General features: G+C 63.4%; 9 protein-coding genes and 2 pseudogenes. 6 read left to right on the top strand and 5 right to left on the bottom strand.

What is annotated here, in order from left to right; all coding sequences use genetic code 11:
* Positions 1 to 5 precede the first annotated feature (5 nt).
* Both ACVWW6_RS09030 and ACVWW6_RS09025 read left to right on the top strand, forming a co-directional pair.
* A complete protein-coding gene (locus ACVWW6_RS09030) occupies positions 6 to 887 on the top strand; it encodes an SDR family NAD(P)-dependent oxidoreductase (protein ID WP_456680559.1) in 882 nt (293 codons plus the stop codon).
* A gap of 262 nt (positions 888 to 1,149) precedes the next feature.
* Complete coding sequence (locus tag ACVWW6_RS09025; protein ID WP_456680558.1) at positions 1,150 to 4,086, top strand: ATP-binding protein; 2,937 nt, start codon at positions 1,150 to 1,152, stop codon at positions 4,084 to 4,086.
* A 263-nt stretch (positions 4,087 to 4,349) separates the two neighbouring features.
* Here the strand turns inward: ACVWW6_RS09025 and ACVWW6_RS09020 are convergent, their stop codons facing one another.
* Positions 4,350 to 7,199: an ATP-binding protein gene (locus ACVWW6_RS09020; protein ID WP_456683139.1), complete on the bottom strand. Its 2,850-nt coding sequence runs from the start codon at positions 7,197 to 7,199 to the stop codon at positions 4,350 to 4,352.
* Between the two features lie 117 nt (positions 7,200 to 7,316).
* On the bottom strand, positions 7,317 to 7,514 hold the full coding sequence (locus tag ACVWW6_RS09015; RefSeq protein WP_231166614.1) for a hypothetical protein: 198 nt from the start codon (positions 7,512 to 7,514) through the stop codon (positions 7,317 to 7,319).
* 336 nt (positions 7,515 to 7,850) lie between these two features.
* Between ACVWW6_RS09015 and ACVWW6_RS09010 the strand changes: the two genes are divergently transcribed.
* The 4 genes and pseudogenes from ACVWW6_RS09010 to ACVWW6_RS08995 all read left to right on the top strand — a co-directional run.
* On the top strand, positions 7,851 to 8,093 hold the full coding sequence (locus ACVWW6_RS09010; RefSeq protein ID WP_028175300.1) for a hypothetical protein: 243 nt from the start codon (positions 7,851 to 7,853) through the stop codon (positions 8,091 to 8,093).
* Positions 8,094 to 8,440: 347 nt separating this feature from the next.
* A pseudogene (locus ACVWW6_RS09005) lies at positions 8,441 to 9,648 on the top strand (ABC transporter substrate-binding protein).
* Between the two features lie 173 nt (positions 9,649 to 9,821).
* A complete protein-coding gene (locus tag ACVWW6_RS09000; protein ID WP_074076402.1) occupies positions 9,822 to 10,049 on the top strand; it encodes a hypothetical protein in 228 nt (75 codons plus the stop codon).
* 463 nt (positions 10,050 to 10,512) lie between these two features.
* A pseudogene (locus ACVWW6_RS08995) lies at positions 10,513 to 10,812 on the top strand (winged helix-turn-helix domain-containing protein); the annotation flags it as partial.
* Positions 10,813 to 13,458: 2,646 nt separating this feature from the next.
* Here ACVWW6_RS08995 and ACVWW6_RS08990 read toward each other — a convergent pair.
* The 3 genes from ACVWW6_RS08990 to ACVWW6_RS08980 are packed head-to-tail and all read right to left on the bottom strand — an operon-like array spanning position 13,459 to position 18,621.
* Positions 13,459 to 14,160 carry a hypothetical protein gene (locus ACVWW6_RS08990; RefSeq protein ID WP_456680557.1) on the bottom strand — a complete coding sequence of 234 codons (702 nt, stop codon included), beginning with the start codon at positions 14,158 to 14,160 and terminating at the stop codon, positions 13,459 to 13,461.
* Positions 14,161 to 14,170: 10 nt separating this feature from the next.
* Positions 14,171 to 15,442 (bottom strand): efflux RND transporter periplasmic adaptor subunit, encoded by a 1,272-nt coding sequence (locus tag ACVWW6_RS08985; RefSeq protein WP_456680556.1) that lies wholly within the window; start codon positions 15,440 to 15,442, stop codon positions 14,171 to 14,173.
* A complete protein-coding gene (locus tag ACVWW6_RS08980; protein WP_456680555.1) occupies positions 15,439 to 18,621 on the bottom strand; it encodes an efflux RND transporter permease subunit in 3,183 nt (1,060 codons plus the stop codon). Before ACVWW6_RS08980 ends, ACVWW6_RS08985 begins: the two co-directional genes overlap by 4 nt.
* Positions 18,622 to 18,628: the final 7 nt, after the last annotated feature.

Genomic DNA, 18,628 nt, shown 5'->3' with positions numbered 1-18,628 from the left:
TTCGAATGAGCAAAGTGATCATCGTCACAGGAGCTGCAAACAGCATCGGACGAAGCACCTGCAAGACATTGGCGCAAGCCGGCCACACGGTCTACGTTTCAATGCAGGAAACGAAGGGCCACGATGATCACGGCGTCGAGGACGCCGGCAAGCACGGCGCGGAACTCCGAACCATCGCGTTCGACGTCGCCTCGGAAGCCTCCGTGAATTCGGCCATCGATACCATCGTCGCCGAGAACAACCGCCTCGACGTGATCGTGCACAATGCCCGACAGGTCATCTACGGACCGGCGGAGGCCTTTACGCCGGACCAGCTTGCCGAGCTCTACGACACCAACGTGCTGAATGCGCAACGGGTCAATCGGGCCGCATTGCCCCAGTTGCGCAAGCAGGGCGAGGGCCTGCTGATTTGGGTCTCATCGAGCAGCGCACGTGGCGCCTCGGTTCCTTTCCTGGGAGCCTATGCTTCGTCAAAGGCCGCCCTCGATGCACTGGCGCTCGGCTATGCGGGCGAGCTCGCGCGCTGGGGCGTCGAGACGACGATCGTGGTCCCCAGTGCGCTCGGACCCGGCCACTACATTCGCTCCGGCCGACCGCTCGACACGGCGCGGGCCGAGGAATACGCGGATGGTCCGACGGCCGACGTGAGCGAGATCGCGCAATCGGCACTTGCGCAGCTTCCGGCGAAGGATCGAACTCCGCAAGACGTCGCGACCGCCATAGCCGATGTCGTCGGCATGCCATTCGGACAACGGCCGCTGAGAGTTCATTTCGGTCCTGACGACGACGGAGCCGCAACCGTCAACGCCGTCGCCGACAGCGTCCGCATGGAACTTCTCCGCCGGATCGGGTTGGACGACATTCTCAAGCCCGCGTCCATCGGATAGGGCTGGGTGTCGTGGCGTCGCACATTCGTGATCAGGCGAGACCGAAGACCAGCCGCGGCGCCCGTTTCGACGCTTCGAGCGACAAGCTCCCGGTCATTTCCGTGATCAGGGGTCGATCCCTGAAAATCCGGGAGCCTCTTCGGAGCCCCAGACGAAAGTGATACGCCCCAATCCTTTACCCAGTTACTGTCGAATGTTAGGTTTCAAAGGCCACTACGTTCACGCGTCTTGGTGTCTTCCAAGTCATAGAACATGACGAGTCGTGCGCCGGGTTGAAATTCCCAATGGCCCCCCGCTGGCAAGCAACAACACGCAAAGCAGCAACACGATGGCCGCTGCCGGCCGCTCCGCCCAAGACGAAGCCGCCCGGGAGATCTTGATCTTCGGGCCGTTTCGGCTCGACCCCTCGCAGCGGCGGGTTGAGAGAGACGGGAGCCCCCTGCAGCTGTCGGGTCGAGCATTCGACATTCTGCTCGCACTGGTCCGGCAGGCCGGCAACGTCGTCAGCAAGACAGATCTTATGGCCACGACGTGGCCGGGCGCCGCTGTCGAGGAAAACAGCCTGCGTGTCCATATCGCCGCACTCCGCAAGGCACTCGGAGACGGCAACGACGGCGTCAGATATCTGAGCACGGTCTCCGGGCAAGGCTACTGCTTCGTCGCGGCGGTATCGCGCCCGGAACAGAGGCAACCTGCACCGACCAATCCGACTTACGTCCATAACCTGCCGGCGCATCCCCGGCAGATGGTCGGGCGTGAGCAAGCCATACAGGACATCTCGGAAAGACTGAGAGCCCAACGTTTCGTCACGGTCGTCGGCCCGGGCGGCATCGGCAAGACCACAGTCGCCATTTCCGCAGGCCACGCCCTGCTCGCGGAATTCGCCGGCAATGTCCACTTTGTCGGTCTCGGCGAGACGGGCAGCGCCGCTCCAGTGCCGGCGATCGTCGCATCTTCACTTGGGCTGCGAGCTCGATCGAATGATCCCACGAATAGCCTCGCGACATTCCTGCGCGACATGCGGATGCTGCTCATTCTGGACTGCTGCGAGCATGTCATCGAAGCCGCGGCGGCGCTGGCCGAACGGCTCTACCAGGCAGCACCGGAGCTGCACATCCTGGCGACCAGCCGGGAGCTGCTGCGCGTCGAAGGCGAGTTCACATACCGGCTCCCACCGCTGCCGAGCCCGCCGGAGAAGATCGTTCTGACGGCCGCGAACGCTCTCGCCTACCCTTCGGTGAAACTCTTCGTCGAGCGTGCGACCGCGGGGGGCGGCGAGTTCGCGCTGACGGATGCGAACGCCTCTGATGTCGGCAACCTCTGCCGTCGGCTCGACGGTATCCCGCTTGCCATCGAGCTCACCGCCGGCCATGTGGGCGCATATGGCGCAAGAGCGATGGTCCAACTCCTCGACCAGCACCTCAATTTGCTGTGGGAGGGACGACGCACCGCGCTGCCTCGGCACCGGACACTGCGCGCAACCATCGAATGGAGCTACAATCTTCTATCCGACGCGGAACGCGTGATTCTCGGCCGGCTGTCAGTGTTCGTCGGCAGCATGACCCTGGACGCCGTGCGGTCGATTGCCGCGGGCTCGGAGGATGACGACACGATCCTGGCGATCATCGACAGCCTCGTCGCCAAGTCGATGCTTGCACTGAACACCGGCTCGCAACCGACCCGCTACCGCCTTGCCGACTCGACCCGGGCATACGCGCAAGAGAAACTTGCCGCCAGCGGGGACTCCGAGGCGGTCGCGCGACGTCACGCCTGCTACTTTCTCGACCTCCTTGAGATGATCGGCGACGAAGCGAACCGAGACCTTTCGACGGTTGCGGAGGAATTCGGCAACGTCCGCGCCGCACTGACGTGGTGCTTCTCGGATCAGGGAGACCGCAGAGCCGGCGTGGCGCTCGCTGCAGCATCGATACCGCTCTTCTTCAAGCTGTCGCTCCTGGCGGAATGCGAGCTCTGGGTCACCCGCGCCATCGAAGCACTCGATGAAACCAATGGAGGCATCAGGCAGGGCCTCGTCCTTCACACGGCGCTGGGGGCTGCGCGCATGCTCACCGGACAGCTGGATGAATTGGGCGCAAATCACCTCCGCCGGGCGCTCGAGCTGACGGAAAGGATCGGCGATATACCGGGGCAGATCCGTTTGATCGACCAGTTGCATTTGCTGCAATTGTTCGTCGGCAAGTATGATGACGCATTTGGCATCGCCAAACGCGGCGAAGCCATTGCCCTTGCCAACAACGATTCCAATGCGTTCGCGCGCATGCGCGTATTGCTCAGCATCTCCTGCCAGTATCTCGGCAAGTTCGTTGCCTCTCGCTCATACGTCGAAGCGGCATTGCGACATACGGGCCTGGACAAGGACGTCCTTAGCGGCCTCACCCTCGAATATCCCAAACGCGCTCAAATCACCCTTGCGCGCGTCCTCTGGCTTCAGGGATATCCCGATCAGGCGACAGGAATGGTGCGCCGCGCCATCTCGGACGTCATCGCGGCGAACCATCCGGTCATGTTCTGCAGAGCGCTGCCATGGGCATTCGGCGTCTTCTTCTGGAATGGCGATCTGGAGGATTGCGAAGAACACATCGACAGGTTCGTCGTGGAGGCTCGCAGGCACAACCTCGCCATCCTCCAGTTGGTCGGCGAGGCCATGAAGGGGATTACACTGCTGGCCAGGAACGAGACCGGTGTCGGACTCGCCATGCTGAAAGGCTCGATCGAGAAGCTGCAGAGCCTGTGCTTCGGTGCGGTGGCTGGGTTTCGCATGCCTCTCGCCGATGCCCTGGCGGCGACAGGTCACGGCGACGAAGCCCTGGAGATCATTGATCAGGCGATTGCCCAGGCCCAACACTGCAACTTCATGATGGACATGCCCGACATGTTGTGCACAAGAGCGAAAGCGCTGATGAGGAAGAGCAATCCGGATCTTTCGCAAGCGGAGCTGAGCCTCATCCGAGCACTCGACCTCGCCCGCCATCAGGGGGCGCTGGGTTATGAGCTTCGCGCGGCGATCGCGCTTGCGAGACTATGGCAGCGAGGCGATCGCCGCCGGGAGGCGTACGATATGCTCGCCCCCGTCTATCAGCAGTTTACCGAGGGATTCCAGACGCGCAGCCTCGTGGCGGCAAGAGGCTTGCTTGCCGAGCTGAACCCGCCACGCTCGCGCTCGTTTGCGGCCAAATGATCCTCTCCGGATCGCGTAAGCGCGCATCGCCTCGATCGCCGTGCAATCGCAATAGAGGGGTGCAGTCTCGAACGACGCGTGCGGGCGGCCGGTCCATGCTGAGTTGGCAATGAGACGTCGGCGCCGGCCATCGCCATCCATGGCACAGGCGGCGCCACTGGCGGCTTGCGGAACGTTCCAGAGCACGGGGATGCGGCGCTCGCCGAGGCCGCACAGGCATCCGATCGATCGGATCTGATGCCGCTCCCCGGGGCCTCCATCGCTTACGATCCCAGCTTCACCATCATTGCGCGCGCGTCGCTGAGGTCCGCAGTCTCGAAGCCTTCGGTGAATTTGCCATACACGGAAGCGAGAACATCGCGTGCATCGGCCGGATGCCCCTCACTCATCCTCATTCGTGCCACGCTGATCGCCGTCCTCAGCTCCCAGAACAATGCACCCTGGCTCCGCGCCACCTCGAACGCCTTGTCGAAGACCTGCTCGGCACCGCCCGTCGAGCGGCGCGCGCCGGGGCGCAGCAACAATTCGCCCTTGATGCGCAAGAGCTCGGCGACATACCACCCTTCGTCTCTAGCCTCGCATCGTGCGAGCGCCTCGTCGGCGGTCGCGAGCCCTTGCGCCACCTCGCCGGCCTCTCCGAGACACACGGCGAGTTCGCCGAGGGGAAGCAGGAAACGCGGCAGGAAGCGTGCCTCGCCCGCGAGCTCGAGCGCCTTGCGCAGCAGCGGCAATCCGGTCGCTACGTCGCCCCGGCGCGAGATCAGCACGCCCCTGAAAGCGCGCGCCCATACGTTCCACAAGCGGATCGGATGGCGTTCGGTGTGCTCGATCAGCATCGTACAATAGCGCTCCGCCGCGTCGAGATCGCCGGCCAGGAAGGCAATCGGGCAAGCCCCCTGCCCGAGGACGCTGCAGAATGTAAGTGCGTGGCCGCTCGTCCGGCCTTCCTCGACGTTGCGCTCGACGACGCTCAAGGCCTGATCCGCGAGGCCAAGCAGCCACAGGATCCGCGCCTGGAAGTAGTGTGCCGAGGCCCGCAGGTCGAACCGGAAACGGATGACCTGCGGCTTGGCCGCCAGATCCGAGAGGCGAGACAGGGTTCGCCCGATGTGATGACACGCCTGCCGCTGGTCGCCGAGATAGTGCAGCGTGGTTGCAAGAAGTCGGTCGGCCATCATCCGGTCGACAGGATTGCCGGAATCGTCCACGGCGTCTGCGAAACGATGCGCAAATTCGAGGGCCCTGCGGAATTCGCCGTTGTTGAACTGATCGATGCAGAGTCCCCAAAGCGCGCGCAACAGGTAGTCCCTGTCACCGAGCTGCTCGGCCAGCTGAAGGGTCGCGGCCCAGGCGGGACCGGCCTCCCGGGCTCTTCCGACACCGTACATCAGCGACCAGCCGCGCGCGGCCGACAGCTGCATGCGAAGCCGCGGCGCGTTCGCGGCCGTCGGGTCGAGGCGCGCCAGAGCGAGTTCGGTCCGCTCGCGGCATTCGCTGAGGAGCGACAATTGCACCCAGAGCGGGACTGCGGCCGCCGTCAAGGCCGCTCCGACTTGCGCGTCTCCGCCGGACGAGAAGGCCCAATCAAGGCTCGTTCGCACGTTGTCGATGTGCCGGCCATAGATGGTGAGCCACTCCGCCTGCGGCTTCACTTCGCTGTCGGCCTCGGCGTTGGCAAAGAATCCGCAATAGTATTTCGCCTCGCGGCGGGCGGCGTCGGGATATTCTCCGCCCGCGTGCAGCTTCTCCAATGCATAGGCACGCGTCGTATCCAGCAAGCGATAATGAGGACTGTCGCGGCGAATATCGGCGACAACGAGCGACTTTGCCACCAGCCTGGCAAGCTGGCCGGTCACGTCGCCGATGTGCTCGCCGGCGAGCGCGATCACTGCATCGAGCTGGAATTCGCCGGCGAATATGCCGAGCTGCCGGAGCAGCCACGCCTCGTCGTCCGGCAGCAGGTCATAGCTCCAGTCGAGCGTTGCACGCAGCGTTTGCTGCCTCGGCAACGCGGTACGGCGGCCCGTCGTCAGAAATTTGAACCTGTCATCGAGAAGTGCCGCGATCCTCGGCGGGCTGAGCATGACTGCGCGCGCCGCTGCAAACTCGATCGCAAGCGGAATGCCGTCGAGCCGCCGGCAGATGGCTGCGATGGCGCCGATGTTCTCCTCGTCCGACGCGAAGCTTGAACCCAACGCCTTCGCTCTGCTCGTGAACAGCTCGACTGCGCTGTACGCGGAGGCGCCGGCGGGCTCGAGCCTGGCTTCAGGCGGCACGCCCAGAGGGAGCACGCGGTAGACGTGCTCCCCCTCGATGCGCAGCGCTTCTCGACTTGTCGCAACAATGAACGTCCCGGGGCAGCGGCTGACAACGAGCTCGGCCACCTGGGCCACGGCATCAATGACGTGTTCGCAATTGTCGAGGATGAGCAACAATGGCCGAGGGCCGATCGCGCGTGCGATGGATTCAGGCGAAATCTCCTCGCCCTCGAGCTTGGTGCCGAGCACGCCGGCGATGACCGAGCAGACGAGCTTGGGATCGGACAGCGAGGCCAGTTCGACCAGCAACCGGTCAGCCGCCAAGCCGGTCGGCGGCGTTCTGGCTGCCTCCAGCGCCAACGCCGTCTTTCCGATCCCGCCGGGCCCGACCAGGCTCACCACGCGATAGGCCGACAGAAGCCGCCACAGATGTGCGATCGCGGCGGTGCGGCCGATGAGATCGAACGACGCGCTGGGAATGTTGGTCGACGGCAGCAACCCGGTTGCGGCAGATTGTAGCGGGGCGTCCATATGCCGGATCCGCCACGCTCCCAGCAAACGATAACCGCGGCCAACAGTGGTTGACAGCATGTCGCGGTCAGGACCAAGGGCTTTTCGGATCGCCGCGATATGTACGCGAAGTGCGCTCTCCTCGACAAAGACGCCCCGCCAGACGCGCTCCGTCAGGTCGTTCTTGGTGACGAGTTGGCCCTCCGCCTGAACCAATTCCGCAAGAATCTCAAAGGCACGCCCCCCCAAAGGAACGAGCTCTCCTGCCGAACGCAACTCGCGTCTGACAAGATCGATCTCCCATTGCGCACAAATGTAGACGGGACGCTGGCCTGGCTCAGCCATCATTGGGACAGCCCAAGCGGTTTCATCATTTTCAGTCCAGCTTACCATCAACCCTTTCGAAAGACACAGGTTGCCGGACGGCGCCGCCGCCGGCCCCCGTCTCGGAATGCGCGCTCTTCAGCAGCCGCGGCAGATCGATCCTTCCAGCATCTTCTCGAGCCGGGCGTCGTCCTTGTCGATGGTCGGGTCCGTGCCGAGCAACGGCCCCTTCGTCGCGCGACCACCACTGTCGGACGACGGAAGCGCGGTGCCCAGCGAGTTCGTTCCAGGCGCGGCGGCGCTCGTCCCGAGCGCACCGCCGCTTGCCATCGACATATGCGATCCCATGTCACCGCGGGCAGACGCAATGCCCGAGAGCGCTACGCAGGCGACGACACAAACAACAGGGATTAATCTCATTGCTCACACTCCAAATGTTCAAACGACCCGCCTCCCAGAAACGGGCATCAGACGCGTTTGACCACGCACAATCGCGCGAGGATTCTGACAACGCTGACAGAATCTTCCCGCAGGAGTGATGCACGTCCTCCGGGACTTCTCGACCGGACGACCTACATAGGATTCATCAAAAGAATTTTCGGAAACGCCACCAGCCGAGCAGCGATCATCGCCAAGCGACTCTCCGCACAGAGCAAGCAATGGAGAATCGCTATGAGTGTATTCAAAATCCTAATCGCTGCGGCGCTACTCTCAACGGCAACGATATCGTCCGCATCCGCAGCCTGGTCCTTCGCCGATCAGGAGCCGGCAGCCTTTGCATCGATGTACCCCGATCGCGACGTGCTGAATGGCGGCGCGCTGACGCCGGCCGGACGAATGGGCCTCGAGCGGCCGGGTGGTGCCGCGCCCGTATTCGCCGCGGGCCACTACCACGTCCGCAACTGGCATCGATGATGAGGCACCACAATCGAGCGTCATGCAGATGATGGCGTCCAAAATCCGGGAGTGCGGCCGCGCCATGCGGCGCACCCTGCCGGCTTCGAAACAAGGCCAATCATGTCGATCCGGATAGCCGGTCCGGCAGTTGCGAAACTTAACAGTTCTTCAGCATCTTAAGCCGGGCTCGCGGCAGCACCCGCGCTATATTCGGGACCCGACTTCTGCACGTGCACGCCCAGCGACCGCAATACGCGTCTCTCCCGGGCCGGCGCGGCCGAACGACACGTCGTCGGGTTTGGTATGTTCGAAACCCGGCAGCGCCATGGAGGCACCGCTTGATCACAGGCAGAACTGGCTACTCGATTTCGGGCAACGCGTGGCGCCTGGGAAAGCTCGTCATCTCCTGCGCCGTGCTCGCAGTCGGCAGCGCTTCCGCGGAGCCGCAGTACGACCCCGGCGCAAGCGATACCGAGATCCGGATCGGCAACATCATGCCCTACAGCGGTCCGGCGTCGGCTTACGGCATCATCGGCAAGACGATGAGTGCATACTTTCGCATGATCAACGACAACGGCGGAATCAACGGCCGGAAGATCAATTTCATCTCATATGACGACGCCTACAGTCCATCCAAGGCGGTCGAGCAAGCACGACGGCTCGTCGAGGACGACGAGGTGCTCGCGATCTTCGCGCCGTTCGGCACGGCCAGCAATGCCGCCATTCAGAAGTACACGAACCACCGGCATGTGCCGCAATTGTTCGTCATCACTGGAGCGTCGCACTGGGCCGATCCCGAACACTTTCCGTGGACCATCGGCTGGCTACCGAGCTACCGAACCGAGGCCCGCATCTATGCGGACTACATTCTGAGGCATCATCCAGGTGCCAGGATCGGCATTCTCCACCAGAACGACGACTTCGGGCGCGACTATCTGCTCGGGCTGAAGGACGTGCTCCAGGACAAGTACGCGCAAATGGTGGTTGCCAGCCTGCCATACGAGGTCAGCGAACCGACAATCGATTCACAGGTCGTCGCGATCAAGTCCGCCGCGCCCGACATATTCATCGACATAGCCACGCCCAAATTCGCCGCTCAGGCGATCAGGAAGCTCGCTGAGCTGGACTGGCATCCCATCCACATCGTGACGAACGTCTCGGTCTCGGTCGGCGCGGTGCTGAAGCCGGCCGGGGGTATCAGATGGACGTGACGGATCCACAGTGGGACAGCCATCCGGGCATGCAGCACTTTCGCGCGTTCATGGCGAAATACTTTCCGGAAGCCGATCGATCGGAGAGCGGGCCTCTGGTGGCCTTCAACATGTCGAGCGCGCTCGTGGAGGTGATCAGACGCTGCGGCGATGATCTGACGCACGAGAGAATCATGCAAGTGGCCGCGGATCTCGATTTCGAACTCGAAGCCTACATCCCCGGCATTCGAATAAAGACATCGCCAACGGACTTTCATCCGATCGAGCAGCTCCAGATGATGCGCTTCACCGGCGAGAGCTGGGAATGGTTTGGTCCGCTGCTCGATGGACGCGCTGACCAGGCGACGTCCTTGCCCGACTAGGACGCGAACCTCCCTGTGGGATGAGCCGTCGATGTCCGAAGTCAACGCACCGCGACGACTTCGTGCAAAGACGAAAATGTTCGTTCGATCAACACTGCGGATCCGACGCGCGCATGAACATGTCTCGCGTGCGGGCCGAGGCGTTCGGCGTCGCTTTCTCAAGGAGATGTTCGATGACTACACTGAAGCTCTTGTCGGCCGGATTCGTGGTCGCAGCCATGATTGCCTCCCCCGCGATGGCTCGCGAAGGCAACGCGAAGCGTACCAATGCCGAGGCTTATGCGTCGGCTCAGCGCGTTCCGGCCTCCTCCAAGCGCGGCTGCGCCCGTGCTCCCGACGTCGGTGCGTACGCAACCGCCCCCTGGCGGCGGCCGCCCTGCGAGCCCACCTCGGGCTATTGAGTTCGCGAACCGGATCAAGTCCGGTTGACGCCGACTGGAAGTTGATCGTCTCAACGTTCCGGATTTTGACCTCTCGGCGGAAGGAAGGACGGCGGCTCACGATCAGGCCGCCGTTCTTGCGACCGGTGCACGTCTCTCGGACGCATTTCTGCTCCGGAGGTCTTGCGCTGACGATCCTCGGCGAAGTGAGTAAATGATGCTTCCGTTGCAGACATCAGGCTTCTTCCGACCGCCTCTCCCATTGTGACACACGCCCGGCTGCTGTCACGAATTCGTGTATCGAACACGAGCGCGTCGAGTGCCAGCATTGACGATGAACGAAGCGTCGGACTGAGCGGGTCTTCTTGCCGACGATCTCCCCTCTAGGAGACCTAGGCGCATTGACGCTTTCAAATTCTTGCCACGGGTCGGTGATCTCAAGGGCGGGCTCGTGATCTCCCCTCGGATCACGGCAGCGAAGTTGATGCACGGACCCCTTATGTCATCTCCGGTTGATCGCACGTACTCTTTCGGACATTGGCTGATCGATTGCCAACGGAGGGAGCTGAGACACAACAACGTCACGGTGCCGATCGGCAGCCGTGCATTCGAGATTCTCGAGAAGTTGGTGGGCTCCGCCGGCCTCCTGGTCACCAAGGACGATTTGATCGGAAGCGTCTGGTCGGGCCTGACCGTCGAAGACAACACACTCCAGGTTCATATTTCGGCCGTCCGGAAGGCGCTGGGCGAGGATCGCAATCTCCTCAAGACGGTTTCAGGTCGCGGATACACGCTCGCTGGAACTTGGCGAAGCGGGCATTTGGATCATCCGGCGGCCGCACCGGTAACGATTCCGGCCGATGCGCTCTTTTCCAGCAACCTGCCGAGTATCCGCGCGCCTCTCATCGGTCGCGAGGATAGTCTGAGCGAATTGAGCGACGTGTTGTCCGCATATCGGGCCGTGACTCTTGTCGGCCCCGGCGGCATCGGAAAGACGAAGCTGGCGATCGAGCTCGCACGCAGTGTCGCGCCTTCGTTCAACGATTCCGTAGCGCTGGTCGAGCTCGCGGCCCTGCAGGGTGCGGCTCTTGCGGCATCTGCGACCGCCCGTGCGCTCAGGCTCGCCTCGAATGACAAGGAAGTAACGCCCGCAAGCATCGCGCAGGCCATCGGGACCCGCCGCCTGCTTCTTGTCCTGGACAATTGTGAGCATGTGATCGGAGCGGCCGCGCAGATCGCCAGTGCCGTGCTCCACTATTGTCCGAACGTCACGGTTCTCGCGACCAGCCGCGAAGGCCTCCGCATCGACGGCGAATACGTTGCGGCCGTTCCGGCGCTGTCGGTCCCTGATCCCGATATGCACGCTCCCGATCTGCTGCTCCGGGCAAGCGCAGTGCAGCTGTTCGTCGCCCGAACGCGGGCGCTGCGTGCGAGCTTCGTTGCCGGCGCCGAGGAGCTTCAGAAGATCGCCGCCATCTGTCGCCGCCTCGACGGCATTCCGCTCGCACTGGAGTTTGCCGCAGCCCGGGCCGCTAATCTCGGAGTAGACGCCGTACTGCTCCGCCTGGACAAGCGCTTCGAGCTCCTGAATGGCGGCCGCCGCGACCAGCTGCCGCGACACCAGACCCTGCGGGCGACCCTGGACTGGAGCTACGATCTCTTGCCGCCGGCAGAGCAGTACCTGCTTTGCCAACTCGCGGTGTTTCCGGCCGGTTTCACGCTCGATGCGGCCAGTGCGATGATGGACGACACTCTGTCGCGGTCGGACGTCATCGAAACCCTGTTCAATCTGGTCGCGAAATCGCTGGTGTCGCTGGATCCCTCCTTCGAGGGACGATGGCGCCTCCTGGAGAGCACCCGCGCTTATGCGCTGGAGAAGCTCGCAGACGCAGGCCTCGTCGAGCAGGCTGCCAGACGGCAGGCCTGCTTTCTCAGGCAGATCATCGCGCCGCTCGGCGATGCCTCTCCCGCTCCCGACGACATCTCCCGTTTCGCCCAGGAGATCGGAAACGTGCATGCGGCGCTCGATTGGGCCTTCTCGCCCGGTGGAGATACGGCGCTTGGAATCGAGCTGACGTCCGGCTTCGTTCCGGTATGGATGCAGTTGCTGTCCTTCGTGGAATGCTCAACGCGGATCGAGCACGCTCTCGCGCATTTCAGCCCCGGGTTCACCTGCGTTCCGAAGCTCAAGGCGCAGCTCTATGTCGCGCTGGGATTCGCACTCCTCAACACGACGGGGTCGGCGGATCGCATGAAGGCGGCGCTGAGCATCGGTCTCGCACTCGCCGAGGAATTGTCCGATCTCGAGCTTCAGCTCAAGGCGGTCTGGACCTTGTGGAGCTATAACCTCAACTCGGGCCAATATGCCGCGGCCAAGGACGTCGGCGAACGCTACCTCGAGATCGCGCTGCGCACCGGAAATCCCGCCAACGAGGCGGTAGGTCGTCGCCTGATTGGCGCTGCCGCGCATTTCTTCGGCGCGCAGGAGGATGCGCGGCGCGAGCTGACCTTGTCCCTGGACGATTCGGCCCACGGATTGAGCGGCGGCACGAATCTGATGTGGTTCCTGCTGAATCAGAGCGTTCTTGCCAAGGCGATGTTGGCTCGCGTGCTGCTGTTGCGGGGAAAGATCGCCCAGAGCAGATCGCTGGCCGCCGAGTGCCTCCAGGACGCCGAGCGTGAGAAGGACAAGCTTGCGATCGCCTACGCGCTCCGGAACGCCGTCTGCCCGATCGCGCTGATGACACATGATCTCGCCGCCGCCGATCAGGCAATATCCTCCCTTCTCGAGCTCGTCACACGCGAAGGAATAGCTTTCTGGACGAGCTGGACGTCCTGCCTGAAGGGGCAGCTGTTGGTTTTGCAAGGCAACCATGACGACGGAATAGCGCTGCTGCGTAGTGGCCTGAAAGCGCGGACCGAGAACGGATGGCTGATGCGCAATCCCGAGTTTCTCGGATCGCTCGCCGAAGGCCTGCTCGCGGGCGGCGAGGCTGCGCAGGCCCTGGCCGCGGTGGAAGAGGCCTTGTCCATCTCGCGGCAAGGCCGGCAATTGTGGTGCCTTGCGGACCTGTTGAGGATCAAGGCTGAAGTTCTTCTGGCCAATGGCCCATCCGATCTCTCGCGATCCGAATTGCTGTTCGCCGAGGGACTATCCGTGGCCAGAGAGCAGCAATGCCGCTTCTACGAGCTGAAGGTTGCGGCGGCCTGGGCAAGGATCATGGCGAAGTCGAACCGTCAGCAGACGGCACTTGATCTCGTTGGTCCGGTCAGCGCTCTGTTCGATCAGGAGATCGATCTTCCCGCACTCACGTTTGCTCGCGCTCTGGCTGAAATACCGGGCATCTCGCTTTCGACATACGACGGCGAGCGGCCCGCGTCTTGCACCTGCCACTAGGTTGCGACGACGCACGAGGCCAGCAATTTCGCCTCAGCATCCGGGCGGCAGGATCGGCGACACGCCCGGCGTTGGCGCTGCGCCCGAGGCGTTGGCCGGCAACACCGTTGCAGGCTGCGCCAGATTCATCGAAACCCCTTCCGCGCAAGCCGAGCTGTTCGGGCTGGGTACGACGGCGGCGTTCGGATCGATGCCCGTGCCGCCGGCGCCGCTGGTATCCGCCAGGATCGTGCCGGGCGCGGGGCTTGCAGGCACCTGCGGAATCGAAAGCGGCAGAGATGCCGCGCTCGTCACCTGCCCTCCGGGCGTTGAGCTGCATGCCACTGTCGCACCTGTTCCCGCCGGCGCGGCCGTGGAGATCGTCCCGATGGAGCTGCCATTCTGTCCCGTGACCGGCAGGATCGGGGCCGCGATGCCCGATGTCGAAAGGCCAGTGCTCGATACGGTCGGTGTCGCCGGCAACGGCGTTGGCGAGGTCGCCGGCGGAGCGCAGACGACCACCGTCCCGGGCGTCGTCGGATCCGAGGCGAGCGGAACGGGCGCCAGCGTCGTATCCGGAGCGCCCGGCACGGTCGTTGCCGAAAACGGCCCCGGACTGTTGAGCGGCGAGATCACGATCGCGCCCGGCACTGTCGGCAGATCCATTGCCGTGCTGCCGGTCGTCGCGATCTGTGCCTGGCCCGGAGAGATGCCGAGCAGCAGAGCCATTGCCGTTGCGAACGCGAGCCGCATCATCTTTGGTGCCCTAACTCACTTCGCTCTTGCGAACCGTGACCTTGCTACCCTCTACCAGATTGACCGCAGGATTGAGCACGACCTGATCGCCGGGCTGCACGCCGTCGCGCACTTCCACCGTGGTGCCGAAATCCCTGGAGATCGAGACCTGCTGAAAATGAACCGTACCATTCCGCACGACCGCGACATGGAGGCCGTTCTGATCGAAGACGAGCGCATCGGACGGGATCGTCGTCGAGGGCGTCCTGCGCGGGATCGATAATTCGACCGTGCAATAGATGCCGGGACTGAGCAGGCCATCGGGGTTGGGCACGTCGATCTCGGTCAGCAACGTCCGGCTCCCCGGTTGCAGCGCGGTCGCGATCCGCGTGACCTTGCCCGCAAACGTTCGCCCCGGAATCTCGGGGACGCGGATATCCGCATCGACGCCCGGAGCAACGCCGAAAGCCTCGTCCTGTGGCACGAAGACCTGGGTTCGGATGACATTGGAATGCATCATCGTGAACATGAAGGTGGACCCGGCCTGCACCAGGCTGCCATTGTCCACGTTGCGCTGCGTAACCACGCCGTCGAACGGCGCCACCACGCGCTGGTAGGACTTCTCCTGCTGGAGGACACGAATCTGCGCCTCCTGCGCCGTGATGTTCGACTGCGCGACGCCCACCGCGCCCTGCTGTGCGCGCAGGGTGAGACGATCGTTATCGCCCTGTTGTGCCGTCAACCAGCCTTGCTTGACAAGATTGCTGTCGCGCGAATTGGTGACGTCGGCCAGTTCTCGGCTCGCTTGCGCCTGCTGAAGTGCGGCCTGGTCCTGCGCGAGCGTCGCCTGCGCCTGCGCGATCTGCTGGTCCAGCTCGGGAGCGGTGATTTCCACGAGGAGATCGCCCTTCTTCACTCGATCGCCGATGTCGACGTAGCGCTTCTCGATATAGCCGCTGGTCCGCGCGAAGATGTTGGCAGCCTCGAACGCGGTCGTCGTCGCCGGCAAGGTGACCTTCATGAGGTCGCCGCTGGCCTGGACCGTCGCCACGCGAACTTCCGGAACGTTGGTCCGAACCTGCTCTGCCACTGCGGCGACCTCACGCGCAGCCTCATAGTGCCGCCAGCCGCCGATGCCCAGACCGCCCGCAAGTAGCAGGAGCACGCCTCCCCCGAGCAGCGGACCACCGTAACGGCGCTTGGATCGCGCGCCCTTGCCCGGCAGCTCCACGATCCTGAGGCTCTCCGCTCCGGGGCGGTCTGCTGCCTCGTCGTCATCGGACCGTTCGCGGACATCACTCATTCCGGTTGCTCCTCGAATACGCCGTGGCGGGGCTTGCCGTCGTTGCCCTTGCGCAGCATGGCGAAGAGATAAGGCACGATCAGCAAGGTGGTCGGAGTTGCGAACAGCAGGCCGCCGATGACCGCCCGCGCGAGCGCTGCATTTTGTTCCTCACCCGGCCCGCCGATCGCCATCGGGATCATGCCCACGATCATCGCCGCCGCGGTCATCAGCACCGGCCGGATCCTCGTCCGGCCCGCGCTCAGCGCCGCCTGGAAGGCGGAATGTCCCTTCAACTGCTCGTCCCGCGCGAACGTCACGAGCAGGATGGAATTAGCGGAGGCAACGCCGACCGCCATGATGGCGCCCATCAGCGAGGGCACGTTCAGCGTGGTCCCGGTGACGAACAGCATCGTCACGATGCCGCAGAATGTCGCCGGCAGCGCCATGATGACGACGAAGGGATCGCCGAAATTCTGGTAGTTCACGACCATCAGCAGGTAGACGAGAATCGCCGCGAACAGCAGTCCAATCCCGAGATCGCGGAACGACTGATGCATGCTCTGGATCTGTCCCAGAACCTGGATCGAATTGCCGGGCTGCAGTTGCCTCTGAAGGGTGGACGTCACCTTGTCGATATCGGACGCGACGCTGCCGAGATCGCGGCCCTGGACGCTCGCATAGACGTCGAACACCGGCTGGACATTGGCCTGGTTCAAATTGGTCGGAACGGTGCCCCGCTTGAAGGTGGCGACATTGCTGAGGAGGCCAGGCACCGTCTGCCCGCTTGCGGCGAGCGATGCCGACACCGGCGTGTTGCCCAGGGCGTTCAGCGAGTTGGCCCTGTATTCGGGTGTCTGCACGGCCAGGTAATAGGGGATGCCTGACGTCGGATCAGTCCAGAAATTCGGCGAGACCTGCGCGGACGAACTGAGGCTGACATTGATATTGGTCGCCACCGTGCTCGCGTTGAGACCCAATTGCGCGGCGCGAGTGCGGTCAATGTCGGCGTAGAACGCGGGAGCATCGACCTCCTGCTGCAGATGCGCGTCGACGACACCGGGGATCGCCGCAAGACTCTTCTGCAGCTCCTTGGCCACGGCCAGGTTGTTGCTGCCGTAACCGACGGTGCGGACATCGATCTGCGCCGGGAGACCGAAGTTCAGGATTTGCGTGACGATATCGGCCGCCTGGAAATAGAACGTGTCCTCCGGAAATGCCGACGGCAGCACCTGCCGCAGCTTCCTGATGTAATCCGCAGTCGGCTTGTGCCCGTCCTTCAGCGATACGAGAATGGTGCCGTCATTCACGCCGATCGTGGAGCCGTCGGTGAATGCGAGATTGTAGGGCCGCGCCGGGAGGCCGATATTGTCGACGATCAGCGCCCGGTCGCGCTCCGGAATAACTTCGCGGATCTTGTCCTCGACCGCCTGGAAAATCGCTTCCGTCCGCTCGATTCGCGTACCCGCGGGCGCACGAACATGGAGCTGGATCTGGCCGCCGTCGATCAGGGGATAGAAATCCCTGCCGACATAGACGAACATGGTGGCTCCGAGCGCCAGCACCAGCACGGCGACGACGGGCACGATGACGCGACGACGCAACAATGTCAGCAGGAGATTGGAATAGCCGTCGCGCAGGTGCTCGAACCCGCGCTCGAACGCGGCGGAGGCGCGCGCGAATATGTTCGACGATCGCCCGCCTTCGCCATGACGCCGCTCGCCCTTCAGCAGCAGGCCGATAGTGATCGGCGTGAGCGTCCGCGACAATCCGTACGACGCCAGCATCGCGAACACCACGGCGAGGCCAAGCGGCGTGAACAAATATTTGGCCGGGCCTTCCAGAAATACGACCGAGGTGAACACGCAACTGATCGCGAGCGTGGAGACCAGCGTCGGAATAGCGATCTCGGCGGCTCCGTGCAGGGTCGCTTCCGACAACGGCATGCCCTCTTCGGTCCAGAGCCGGTGCGTGTTCTCGATCGTCACCGTCGAATCGTCCACAAGGATACCGACCGCGAGGGCAAGCCCGCCGAGCGTCATCGTGTTGAGGGTCTCGCCGAGAAAATACAGGACGACCAGCGAGGACAGCATCGCCAGCGGGATCGAGATCAGGACAACCAGCGTCGATCGCCAAGACCCCAGAAACACCAGGATCATCAGCGCCGTCAGGCCCGCCGCAATCGCTCCTTCGCGCAGCACGCCGTTGACCGAATGGGTGACGAATATCGACTGATCGAACAACTCGTTGATCTTCAGCCCCGCCGGAGCCGACGCGCGGATCGACGTCAAGGCCGCCTTCACGCCGTTGACGACGGCGAGGGTAGAGGCGTTCCCGTTCTTGATGACGCTGAGCAAAACGGCCCGGTGGCCGTCCTCGCGGACGATATTCTGCTGGACCTGGGCACCGTCGCGGACCTGGGCGACGTCCTTCAGGAAGATCGTGGCCCCGTTGGCGAACTTGACCGGGATCATGTTGAGATCCTGGATTGTGGCCGGCGTTGCATTGGTTCGAACGGTGTACTGGGTGTCCCCGATCTTCGTCGTGCCGGTCGGCAGCGTCAGATTCTGGGTGTTGACCGCATTGACGATGTCGAGCGGCGTCAATCCGCGCGACAGGAGCTTGTTCGGATCGATATCGACCATGATCTGCCGGTATTTGCCGCCGGCAGGCGTGGGAAGGGTCACGCCCGGAACGGGAGCCAGTTGCTGGCGGACCCGGTAGATGCCGAAATCGTAGAGTTGCTGCTCGTTCAGGCTGTTTGACTCGAGGCTGAGCTGGAGCACCGGGACGCTCGAGGCATTGAACTGCACGATGATCGGCGGCTGGATGCCCGGCGGCATCAGAGCGCGGATGGCATTGGTCGCCGAGACGATCTGCGAGATCGCGAGATCGAGATTGACGTCCGGCTGGAAGTAGATCTTCTGAACCGAAAGGCCGTTGAGGGTCTGTGCTTCGATATTCTTGATTCCGGTGACGTTGGCGCTGATCGAATATTGGCTGTAGGTGCTGACGCGCTGCTCCATCTCCGGCGTCGAGAGGCCGGTGTAGCTCCAGATGACCGTGACAACGGGGATCCGAATCTCTGGGAAAATATCCGTCGGCATCGACCGGATCGCGATCCCGCCGAGAAACAGGATCAGCGCGGCAAGCACATAAAATGTGTGCGGAAGCCGTAGTGCGAAGCGAACAATTCCCATGGTGGTC

This window comes from Bradyrhizobium sp. USDA 3311, assembly GCF_054062495.1.
The sequence above is the reverse complement of the archived record's forward strand: the minus strand, read 5'-3'. Positions and strand labels throughout refer to the sequence as shown.

Excerpts from the sequence above, each read along its gene's own strand:
- ACVWW6_RS09030 (WP_456680559.1), top strand. The coding sequence starts at position 6 with ATGAGCAAAGTGATCATCGTCACAGGAGCTGCAAACAGCATCGGACGA.
- ACVWW6_RS08985 (WP_456680556.1), bottom strand. The coding sequence starts at position 15,442 with ATGAGTGATGTCCGCGAACGGTCCGATGACGACGAGGCAGCAGACCGC.
- ACVWW6_RS08990 (WP_456680557.1), bottom strand. The coding sequence starts at position 14,160 with ATGATGCGGCTCGCGTTCGCAACGGCAATGGCTCTGCTGCTCGGCATC.
- ACVWW6_RS09015 (WP_231166614.1), bottom strand. The coding sequence starts at position 7,514 with ATGTCGATGGCAAGCGGCGGTGCGCTCGGGACGAGCGCCGCCGCGCCT.
- ACVWW6_RS09020 (WP_456683139.1), bottom strand. The coding sequence starts at position 7,199 with ATGGCTGAGCCAGGCCAGCGTCCCGTCTACATTTGTGCGCAATGGGAG.
- ACVWW6_RS09010 (WP_028175300.1), top strand. The coding sequence starts at position 7,851 with ATGAGTGTATTCAAAATCCTAATCGCTGCGGCGCTACTCTCAACGGCA.
- ACVWW6_RS08980 (WP_456680555.1), bottom strand. The coding sequence starts at position 18,621 with ATGGGAATTGTTCGCTTCGCACTACGGCTTCCGCACACATTTTATGTG.
- ACVWW6_RS09000 (WP_074076402.1), top strand. The coding sequence starts at position 9,822 with ATGACTACACTGAAGCTCTTGTCGGCCGGATTCGTGGTCGCAGCCATG.